Origin of the sequence: Aquabacterium sp., from assembly GCF_036279655.1 — a bacterium.
Lineage (GTDB): Bacteria > Pseudomonadota > Gammaproteobacteria > Burkholderiales > Burkholderiaceae_C > Aquabacterium.
On record NZ_DASUIT010000144.1, the window covers coordinates 1 to 9,346 of the forward strand.

General features: G+C 62.8%; 11 protein-coding genes. 2 read left to right on the forward strand and 9 right to left on the reverse strand.

Going from position 1 to position 9,346, the window contains the following annotated elements; all coding sequences use genetic code 11:
* From VFW84_RS15320 to VFW84_RS15345, 6 genes are all read right to left on the reverse strand, one after another.
* A partial coding sequence (locus VFW84_RS15320; RefSeq protein ID WP_329681330.1) for a nucleotide sugar dehydrogenase occupies positions 1-554 on the reverse strand: 554 nt, incomplete at its 3' end.
* 122 nt (positions 555-676) lie between these two features.
* Positions 677-1,414, reverse strand: a complete 738-nt coding sequence (locus VFW84_RS15325; protein ID WP_329681331.1) for an SDR family oxidoreductase — start codon at positions 1,412-1,414, stop codon at positions 677-679.
* Positions 1,411-2,751 (reverse strand): FAD-binding oxidoreductase, encoded by a 1,341-nt coding sequence (locus VFW84_RS15330; protein ID WP_329681332.1) that lies wholly within the window; start codon positions 2,749-2,751, stop codon positions 1,411-1,413. The genes VFW84_RS15325 and VFW84_RS15330 overlap by 4 nt, the downstream gene beginning before the upstream one ends.
* Positions 2,752-2,753: 2 nt before the next feature.
* On the reverse strand, positions 2,754-4,184 hold the full coding sequence (locus tag VFW84_RS15335; protein WP_329681333.1) for a UbiA family prenyltransferase: 1,431 nt from the start codon (positions 4,182-4,184) through the stop codon (positions 2,754-2,756).
* Complete coding sequence (locus VFW84_RS15340; protein ID WP_329681334.1) at positions 4,174-5,130, reverse strand: lysylphosphatidylglycerol synthase transmembrane domain-containing protein; 957 nt, start codon at positions 5,128-5,130, stop codon at positions 4,174-4,176. Before VFW84_RS15340 ends, VFW84_RS15335 begins: the two co-directional genes overlap by 11 nt.
* A gap of 115 nt (positions 5,131-5,245) precedes the next feature.
* Positions 5,246-5,986, reverse strand: coding sequence for a hypothetical protein (locus VFW84_RS15345; RefSeq protein ID WP_329681335.1), 741 nt, complete (start codon positions 5,984-5,986; stop codon positions 5,246-5,248).
* A 266-nt stretch (positions 5,987-6,252) separates the two neighbouring features.
* Here VFW84_RS15345 and VFW84_RS15350 point away from each other — a divergent pair, with 266 nt between their 5' ends.
* Positions 6,253-6,537: an SAM-dependent methyltransferase gene (locus VFW84_RS15350; protein WP_329681336.1), complete on the forward strand. Its 285-nt coding sequence runs from the start codon at positions 6,253-6,255 to the stop codon at positions 6,535-6,537.
* Positions 6,521-7,171: a class I SAM-dependent methyltransferase gene (locus VFW84_RS15355; RefSeq protein ID WP_329681337.1), complete on the forward strand. Its 651-nt coding sequence runs from the start codon at positions 6,521-6,523 to the stop codon at positions 7,169-7,171. Before VFW84_RS15350 ends, VFW84_RS15355 begins: the two co-directional genes overlap by 17 nt.
* A gap of 10 nt (positions 7,172-7,181) precedes the next feature.
* Here VFW84_RS15355 and VFW84_RS15360 read toward each other — a convergent pair whose 3' ends face one another.
* The 3 genes from VFW84_RS15360 to VFW84_RS15370 all read right to left on the reverse strand — a co-directional run.
* Positions 7,182-8,456, reverse strand: a complete 1,275-nt coding sequence (locus VFW84_RS15360) for a type II toxin-antitoxin system HipA family toxin (protein WP_329681338.1) — start codon at positions 8,454-8,456, stop codon at positions 7,182-7,184.
* A complete protein-coding gene (locus VFW84_RS15365) occupies positions 8,456-8,779 on the reverse strand; it encodes a helix-turn-helix transcriptional regulator (protein WP_329681339.1) in 324 nt (107 codons plus the stop codon). The genes VFW84_RS15360 and VFW84_RS15365 overlap by 1 nt, the downstream gene beginning before the upstream one ends.
* Positions 8,780-8,883: 104 nt before the next feature.
* On the reverse strand, positions 8,884-9,346 hold a 463-nt coding region (locus tag VFW84_RS15370), incomplete at its 5' end, for a hypothetical protein (protein ID WP_329681340.1).

A 9,346-nucleotide genomic window follows, 5' to 3' on the forward strand; every position in this document is an offset into this window, starting at 1 on the left:
CGCATCAGCAAAATGGCCTGCTCGTCGTCAGCGCCCACCACGATGCGGTCGGGGCGCATGAAGTCGTCCACCGCCGCACCCTCTTTGAGGAACTCGGGGTTGGAGACCACGGCGAATTTGGCATCGCTGCCGCGCTTGGCGATTTCGTCGGCGATGGCGGCGCGCACCTTGTCGGCGGTGCCCACGGGCACGGTGCTCTTGTCGACCACGACCTTGTAGTCGGTCATCAGGCGGCCAATGTTGCGGGCAGCTGCCAGCACGTACTGCAGGTCGGCGCTGCCGTCTTCGTCCGGGGGCGTGCCCACGGCGATGAACTGCAAGGTGCCGTGCGCCACGGAGCGGGCGATGTCGGTGGTGAAGGACAGGCGCCCGGCCTTGACGTTGCGGGCCACCACGGCATCCAGGCCGGGCTCATGGATGGGGATGCCGCCTTCTTCAAGGATGCGGATCTTGTTGGGGTCGACGTCCAGGCACAGAACATCATTGCCCATTTCGGCGAGGCAGGCGCCGGTGACCAGGCCTACATAGCCGGTGCCGATGACGGAGACTTTCATTGTTCTTGGGGTATCCGGGAAAACGATTGGTGCATCTTACCTATGCAGATCTTTCAGGGGCATGAAAGTTGCCTTGACCCCCCTGAATGCGGATGGTGCATATCTCACACCTGCTGGCTGGTTCAGAGTTTGAGTTTGATGAACACGAACTCTGGGATGTGTTTGATGATCAGCATGATCAGGCGCCAGAAGCCCGGGGTGTAGACCACGGTGCGGCCTTGGTCGATGGCGGCGCAGATGTCGCGGGCCACCTTCTCGGGCTGGGCCCACAGCGGCCCTTTGGGCAGGTGGGCGGTCATGGGGGTGTCCACAAAACCGGGTTTGATGGTGACCACGTGGACACCCTTTTTGGCCAGACGCTGCCGCAGGCCCGAGGCAAAGGCCGAAACCAGGGCCTTGGCGCTGCCGTAGACATAGTTGCTTTGGCGCCCTCGGTCACCTGCGACGGAGGAGATCACGGCGATGGCGCCGTGGCCCTGAGCCTCCAGTTGGTTGGCCGCCAGCGTCATGAAGGCGATGACGGAGGTGCCGTTGGTTGCGATCTCGGACAGGGCGTAGGGCACGTCGTTCTGGGCCTTGTCCTGGTCGGACAGGGTGCCGTGTGCAATCAGCACTGTGTCCAGCCCGCCCATGGCCTGGGTTGCGGCTTCAAGCAGTGCTGCGTGCTGGTCGAGCGCCGTGGCGTCGAACGCTTGATAGCCGACCTGCTGGGCGCCACGGGTGCTGAGGTCAGCGGCGATGCTTTGCAGTGGCTCCACCTTGCGAGCGGCCAGGAAGAGGCGGTCGCCTCGCTGTGCCCACTGGCGGGCGCAGGCTTCTGCCATGGCGGATGTGGCGCCGATGATGAGGATTTTTTTCATGGTGTGGTCGTGACGCGGCGCCAGAAGTCCGACGCGAAGCGCGGATCGACGAAGGATTGAAAGTCTGTCCAGCGTGGGTAGCCGGCCTGAAAGAGTTCCGGGCCCATGCGGCCATCCTTGGCGGGGTAGAGGCGCCCGCCGGCGGCCAGCACGATGCGGTCGAGTTCAGCGAAGAGACGGTGCAGGCGAGGCCCCTGGTTGGGGAAGTCCAACGCCAGGGTGGTGCCAGGCATGGGGAAGGACAACAGACCGCGCGAGGCGGGGGCGCCGAACTGCTTGAGCACGGCCAGGAAGCTGCCCATGCCGCTGCGGGCAATGGCTTGAAGCAGCTCGCGCGTGGCGCTCAGGGCGTGCTCGGGCGGCACGGCGCACTGGTATTGGTAGAAGCCGCGTGGGCCGTAGATGCGGTTCCACTCCAGCAGCGCGTCAAGGGGGTAGAAGAAGGGCCGGTAGTGCTGCAGGGCGCGCACGCAGTGGCTGCGCTGGCGGTGGTAGTACAGCGTGTTGAAGGCCTTGAGCGACAGCGGGTTGATCAGCGATAGTGGCGGCGTGAAGGGAACGCGCAGGCTGTGCTCGCCCACCGTGGCGGGCAGGCCCTTGGGGATCAGGTCAGGGTTGAGCTGGGGTGGCGCATGGTTGCCTCGGTTGAAGAGGCCTCGGCCCAGGCGGCGACCTTCGAAGGCGCAGTCGATCCAGGAGACGGTGTATTCGAAGTCGAGCTCTGAGGCGGTGCTGAGTTCAAAGAACTCTTCCAGGCTCTTGAAGCGGATGGTTTCGGTTTCGACGAAGGGGTTGGCGATGCGGCGCAGTTGCAGTTCAGCCCAGGTGATCAGGCCGGTCAGGCCCAGGCCGCCGATGGTGGCGGCAAACCAGTCAGGGTGATCGTTCAGCGAGCAGGTGCGGCGAGAGCCGTCTGAGCGCAGCAGTTCGAAGGCCGTGATGTGGTTGCCGAAGGAGCCGGCCACATGGTGGTTCTTGCCGTGGACGTCGTTGGCGATGGCGCCGCCCAGGGTGACGAACTGGGTGCCCGGCGTGACGGGCAGAAACCAGCCCTGGGGCACCACCAGGCGAAGGATGTCGGACAGCAACACGCCGCCTTCGGCGCGCAGCAGGCCGGTGGCGGGATCAAAGGCGATGAAGCGATCGAGCTGGCGGGCGTTGAGCAGGTACCCGGTGCTGTTGAGGTTGCTGTCACCGTAGCTGCGGCCGTTGCCGAAGGGCAGGAGGGAGTCGGCCGTGTCGGTTTGCGGCAGGGGGGCGTGCCGATGGGGCAGGCCCAGCAGGCGCTGTGGCTGCTGGTGCGCACGCCCCCAGGAGGTGACAGTGGGCCTGGCCATGGTCAGAGCGCAGCGAGCACCAGCACCAGAGCGGCGGCGGCGCCAGTGAGCAGACTGATGCGGTCTTTGAGGGCGAAGACCAGGGGGTCGTCGTCCATGTGGCCACGGTAGGTCTGCATCCAGATGCGGCTGATCCAGTACAGCATGATGGGTACGAGCAGCCAGGCGACTTTGGCATGTTTGTAGAGCACGGCAATGTCAGGAGAGTTGACGTACAGCGCCAGCACGAGGATGCTGATGTAGCCCGAGGCCGAGCCCATGCTTTGCAGCAGATGCAGGTCTTCAACCTGATAGCCACGGCCTTGTGCCTTGAGCTTGCCTTGCTGGCGCATGGCGTAGAGCTCGGCATAGCGTTTGACCATGGCCAGGCTCAGGAAGATGAAGATCGCAAACATCAGCAGCCAGAAAGACAGGGGAATGGCTGTGGCTGCCGCGCCTGCAACGATGCGGATGGTGTAGAGCCCAGCCAGGGCCAGCACGTCGATCATGACCAGACGCTTGAGCAAGAAGGAGTAGGCCAGTGTGGCAATGTAGTAAACGGCCAGCACGCCAACGAACTTGAGTGGCAGCAGCGCCGCAGCCAGCCCAAAAGCGCCCACCAGCAGGAGGGGCGCTGCTGCCATACCAAACAGCACGCTGAGTTGCCCCGAGGCGAAGGGGCGCTTGCATTTGCTGTGGTGTTGGCGGTCGGCCTCCAGGTCCAGCATGTCATTGAGCAGATAGACGGACGAGGCGCACAGGCTGAAGGCCACGAAGGCCAGCAGTGCCGACCCCAGGGTGACCATGTCCAGCTTGTGGGCCGCAGCCACCGGCACGAAGATCAGGGCGTTTTTGGCCCACTGATGAACACGCAGGGCCTTGAGCACGGCCTTGGCCTGGCCACCTGGGGCATCGAACTGGGCCGTGACTTGGGTGAGTGCGCGTGCCTTGGCTTGCAAGTCAGCACCGCCATTGACGACGATGGCGGCGCGGGCATGTTGCCAGACGGCCAGATCGACGCTGTGGTTGCCGCAGTAGTCAAAGCCTTTGTCGCCGAAACGTTCGATGAGAACGCGGGCTTTGTTGGCGCCTGACACATTGAGGGCGCCGTCGCTGGCAATGACGCCATCGAACAGGCCGAGGTGATCGGCCACGGCCTGGGCGAGGCGGTGATCGGAGGCCGTGCACAGCCACAGGGGGTGGCCTTGGGCCTTTTGTGCCTTGAGCCAGTCGACCAATGCATGGGTGTAGGGCAGGGCTGCGGCATTGAGTTGCACGCGGCTGGCAATCTCCGCCTTGAGCCTGGCCTTGCCGCCGAGCAGCCACAGGGGCAGCATCAGCAGGTACAGGGGGTTGCGCTTGATCAGCAGCAGGAAGGATTCAAGCAGCAGGTCGGTATGGATGAGCGAGCCATCTAGGTCTACCGCGATGGGGGTGCGCAAATCAGTGGTCATGTCGAAGAATCCAGACGCAAAGCCAGCCAATGATGACGGCCAGCCACAAGGTCAATACACGGCAGATCAGGGTGAGCAGCAGTGCCTCTGGCACAGGGAAGCCTTGCGCGTAGAGCAGGCTGGCCATGACGGCTTCAGTGCTGCCCAGCCCGCCGGGCAAGAAGGACAGGGCACCCACCAGGGTGGCGGTGGCGTAGATGCCGATGCCGCTGGCCCAGCTCAAGGGGGCGTCTGGGTGGATGACATCCCCCACGATCTTGAAGCCGATGGCTTCGGCACCCCAGGCGATCAGGCCCAGGGCCAGGCTCCAGAGCAACATCCCTGGGCTGAGAAAGCGGCGTGCGCGCAGCAGCATGGTGGCGACCGCGTGCAGCAGTTTGATCAGGCTGCTGTCTGCACTGGGGTGGGCTTGCAGCCAGGCCTGCAGGCGCGCCCAGGGCATGAGCAGCAGGGTGCCCACGACAACGCTGATCAGGCCGATGCCCAGCCACATGACCAGGTGGTAGGCCGGCAGGGCGGCCAGCATGGCCAGGGACAGCAGCAGGATGACGATGAGGTCCATCAGCCGTTCGGCAAAGAAGGCGGCTGTGACGTCGTTGAGGGGGACCTGGTAGCGGCTGTAGTAGCGCGCTCGGACCATCTCACCCACCTTGCCTGGCGACAGGGTGAAGGCAAAGCCGGCCATGTAGCTCAGGGCACTCAAGCCCCAGGGCAGTTGATGCCCCATGTGACGAAGGTAGCGCTGCCAGCGAACGATGCGTAGGCCGTAATTGAACAGCGACAGCAGGCCCGAGGCCAGCACGGCCCACCAGCCCCCGTGGAGCGAGGCGAAATCGATCTGGCGCAGATCCTTCTGGAAGTTGTGGATGCACCAGAAGCCGAAGAGCGCCAAGCCTCCGTAGATCAGCGTGACTTTGAGCCAGGAGTGTGTGGAGAGGTGGGTCACGGGCACAGCAGTCGCAGGGCGGGGGCGATAGGTAGAAGCCCGCATCTTACCCATGCAGATCTTTCAATGGCATGAAAGTTGCAGCCACCCCCCTTGAATGCGGATGACGCAGCTTTTATGTTTCGTGAAATCTGCGACGGCGCTGTTGTGCGACGACGACCAGCCCTGCCAGAGACAGCCAGATGACCTCTGGTTCAGGGATGGGCGTGATGGTGATGCCATACACCGGTGTGTTGCTGCCGCAGCGCTCGGTCGAGATGCAACTGGCACTCAGTTGGGTAAAGTCATAACTGCCTGGCTGATCGTGAAAAGTGACTTGCGTGGCATAGGGGTTGTATGGCTGAAGTGACTCGAACACGAAGGCAAAGAAGTTGCGGTCCTGGCCATCCAGCAGTAGAGGGGTTGACATCACGTAGTCCACGCTGACGACTCCCGCAACGATGTCGTTGGTGACGGTCAGCGTCCCACCCGGGAGTGCTTGGCCTACAACGAGATCAATCATGGGCATGTCGGAGATCATGTAGGTGCCATACACAGCCGACGCGGGTGGGCAACTGGCGCCTTGCGCAAATTCACAGATGAGACCACTGAGATCGCTGCGGAAGGTGTATTTGCTGGTGTCATAACTCAGCGAGGTACTCAGCCCGCTGACTTCTGCGACCGGTGGGTCTGCCAGCAAAATGACCAGCGTTTCGGCTGTGGTCAGCGGGCCGTGTCCTGCCGGTATTTTGTTGATCAGCGCATAGCTGTCTTTCTCGCCCCGGCCGAAGGGGTTATAGGCTTGGGCACTGAAGGCTGTGACCGTGGCGGCGGCTAGAACGGTGGACCGAATCAACTGAGTGAATGACGTTTTCATCTTGGTGTTCCTGTCAAGAGAGGAGGTCACCCAAAACTTGGGGCGGCGGTTGGCCTTGCCTGCGCATGCAAGAAGCACGCCCGCGAATGGGGTTGTTCGAGGACCTAGGCGACGATCCACCGCGCTATTCACGCTTTGTGACACGTTCCATTGCCACTGTGCGGGCTTGTACGCATGGCAGGCCACCTTCTGATGGCTACAGTGACTGTCAGCTGGGCGACAAAGCGCCAGTGTCTAAACACAAACCATCATCAGGGGGTTGAACCATGGTTCAGCAAGCCTGTCCTGCCTGTGAGCAGGACTCGATCCATACGATCGAGCGCATCCGTGCGCGTGATCTGATCGCCATGTATCAGCAGTCTTTCGGGCTGGATGTGCGCTCATGCTTTGAGGGTGTCGACACCGTGCATTTGCAGCACTTTGAGTGGTACTACCAGGACGACAAGCCTGAGTACCTGTATGCCAGCCAGCAGGTGCGCCCTGGCCAGCGGGTGCTGGATGTGGGTTGTGGCAAGGGGGGCCTTTCGCTCCTTCTTGCCCGAGCAGATTGACTACACCGGCCTGGAGTTCAATGACAAGGCCATTGCGCGCGGGCGGGCTGCAGGGCTGGACATCGTCAAGCAGTCTGTGCAGATGCGCGCGGAGCAGGCCCCCGGGCAATACGATGTGGTGTGCTCTTTTCAGGTGCTGGAGCATGTGACCGATGTGGCCGGTTTTGTGCGGGGCTGTGTGACCTTGCTCAAGCCGGGGGGCACCCTGATCCTGGCGGTGCCAGCGCAGGACAGCTTTCTGGCGCTGGACCCCAATGGCCCGCTGAACATGCCACCCCACCATGTGATTCGCTGGACGGATCAGGCGCTGCGCAACCTGGCGCTGCGTGAGAACCTGTCTGCGGTAGAGACCTGGCATGAGCCCGTAGCCGATTACCACCAGGGCTGGCGGCAAGAGGTGCTGGCCCGCGACTGGTTTGTGTCGATGGGCTTGCTGGGTTCAGGGGTGCAGGGCAGGACGTTCATGTCTCGCGTGGTCAACCGCCTGTTGCGCCACGATGGCTTGCGGGCCCGCCTGGCTACCTGGCAGGCGCGTGGTTTTGCCTACGCAGACCGGGGTCATTCGGTGGTGCTGGTGGCGCGTGCCAGTGAGGTGGCACTGGGAGCCGATGATCCGCGCCGTCAGGCGGCTTGATCATGTTGGATCAGCCTTGGAGTCGCCCCGCTTTGACCATGTCGGCATGTTCAAAGGCGGGTGCAAAGGCATCAAGTTCTGTCGCTTGCAGCCCGACCTCAGGGCCTTGGGCCACGGTGCGCCAGCGGCTGATGGCTTGATGGACTTGGCTGACAACGGCCCTTGCCTGCGGGATGGAGAGGTGGAAGTAGGGCGCTTTGTCGATCAGGGCTTCGAGGGCGGTGATCGGGCCGGTGTCCTCGCTGAGCCAGGTCTTGGATTCGCGGTCTTTGTCCGGGAAGGGGTTGAGGTCAAAGGCTGGAGACAGTCGCCACAGGCCATGCCCTGCATACAAGAAGCCCAGGTTCTGCAGATGGTCGTCAACGTTGGTGATGAGGTGGTTGAAGACCAGGCGTCGCCACAGTTGCTGGGCGTCGTCCTTGAATTCGACGCAGACACTGCTCATGGCATCAAGCACTTCGGTGTAGGAGTGTTCTTCACGGCGACTGGCTTGCAGCAGCGAGGCCGCAGACAGGTAGGGCACTCGCCCATCCTCAGGGGTGCGGTCAAAGCGTTTGATGACGGCCACAGGGGTGTCTTTGACCATCACGATGCGAGCGGGGGCTGCATGGATGCCTGCCAATTGGGCCAGACGCAGGGCCAGCACTTCGCCTCGGGTGACGCTGCGCTCATCTTGCACACTGGGGAACTTGCCCAGGGCGAGGCGACCATCGTCGTCAAGGATGGTGCATTTGGGGCGCATGCCGCCCAGGGAGGTGCCTTTGCCTTGTAGGTATTGCAGGTCTTCCGCTGATTCCTGGTTGAGCTCGACGGCGCGACTGGCTTGCACCATGTGGTCGAGCTCCAGCAATGGCGGCGTGGCGCGTCGACCGGGTATGGTGGCGCGCAGGAGCTGGCCGTGGTTGTCGCGCAGCCGCAGTGCGCCGACGCGGCTGAAATCATCGACGGCACACAGGTAGTCAAGCTCAGTCAAGGCCTTGAGCGCCGGATTGTTGCGGCGCTCCTTGGCGTGTGCCCTGGCAATGACCCGTCGGCCCCAGGCATCGGGTTCGGTGTCGCCAAGGGCCAAAAAAAAACGGCTGTCTTCCTTGTCGGTGGGTTTGCGTATCTGGTGGCCTGGCGCCAGAGGCAGGTCGGGTGAGATGGTGAACCGCAAGGGGCTTTGCAGCCAGTCCTGACCGTAGGCAAACGCGGAATACTCGCGTGCGCCATCCTTGACGTAGGTGAGTTGGCCGACGGGCAGGCATTCCTTGCCGATGCAGACCTCAAGCTGTGTTTTGAGCATCACAGGCTTCCTTGCCCAGGCTTGGGCTTACGCACCCGGGTGGGGACGCGCTCATCCATGAGGATCAGGCCGACGGTGTCTTGTGCTGTGTCGAGCAATTGCTGGAGTTTGTCGAGCTCTCCGAAGACATGCAGTGCGCGCGCGAGGTACTGCAGCGCGGTGCCGGGATGCCCGCTTTCCATGCGCCGAATGGTCATGACCGATGTGCCCAGTCGTTCGGCCAGCATGGCTTGCGTCAGGTTGCGGCGACGTCGCGCAAGGGACAGATCAGCACCCAGTTTCTGAAGCGCCCTGTCCACTGGAAGTGGAAGCGGTGTTGTCATTTAATGCAAAAAATTCGATCGCAAATATTAATTAAACAATCTAATAAGTTGCATTGTGTGGTTCTGATGTGAGGGTGTCAACTGGCACGTGTGGCCCAGTCGGATCAGCGCAGCACGGCCAGTTGATCCACCCGGGCATCGATGTGCCCGAGCATCTCGTTGTAGGTGCTTGAGCCGACGCCGCCAAAGCGTTGTTGCAGCGCCTGCTGGCTCAGGAACTGGGGCAGGTCGGACACGTCGGGCATGAAGTAGTCATCCGTGCGGCCTTCGGCGGCCCGGGCCTGCAGGTCCATGGGCTGCAGGCGGGCGCGCTGCCCAAAGCGGTTGCCTGCCTTGTCCGCAGCGATGTCGTTGAAGCTGAAGCCGCTGCCTTGTCCCACCGGGCTGGCGTCCAGCAGTTCCTTGTAGAGCCCGGCGGCTTCGGTGAGGCGCCCGCCCAGGCTGGTGGCCAGCATGGCTGACAGCACGTAATGCTGGGCAAAGTCGACCCGACCATGCAGCAGCAGCATCTTGTCTGGCAGTTCGGGCCAGTGTTGAGCGGCTGGCAGCAGGCGACCGGGCGGGATG

Coding starts and splice junctions, on each gene's coding strand:
- VFW84_RS15325 (WP_329681331.1), bottom strand. CDS start 1,414: ATGAAAAAAATCCTCATCATCGGCGCCACATCCGCCATGGCAGAAGCC.
- VFW84_RS15330 (WP_329681332.1), bottom strand. CDS start 2,751: ATGGCCAGGCCCACTGTCACCTCCTGGGGGCGTGCGCACCAGCAGCCA.
- VFW84_RS15335 (WP_329681333.1), bottom strand. CDS start 4,184: ATGACCACTGATTTGCGCACCCCCATCGCGGTAGACCTAGATGGCTCG.
- VFW84_RS15345 (WP_329681335.1), bottom strand. CDS start 5,986: ATGAAAACGTCATTCACTCAGTTGATTCGGTCCACCGTTCTAGCCGCC.
- VFW84_RS15350 (WP_329681336.1), top strand. CDS start 6,253: ATGGTTCAGCAAGCCTGTCCTGCCTGTGAGCAGGACTCGATCCATACG.
- VFW84_RS15360 (WP_329681338.1), bottom strand. CDS start 8,456: ATGCTCAAAACACAGCTTGAGGTCTGCATCGGCAAGGAATGCCTGCCC.
- VFW84_RS15365 (WP_329681339.1), bottom strand. CDS start 8,779: ATGACAACACCGCTTCCACTTCCAGTGGACAGGGCGCTTCAGAAACTG.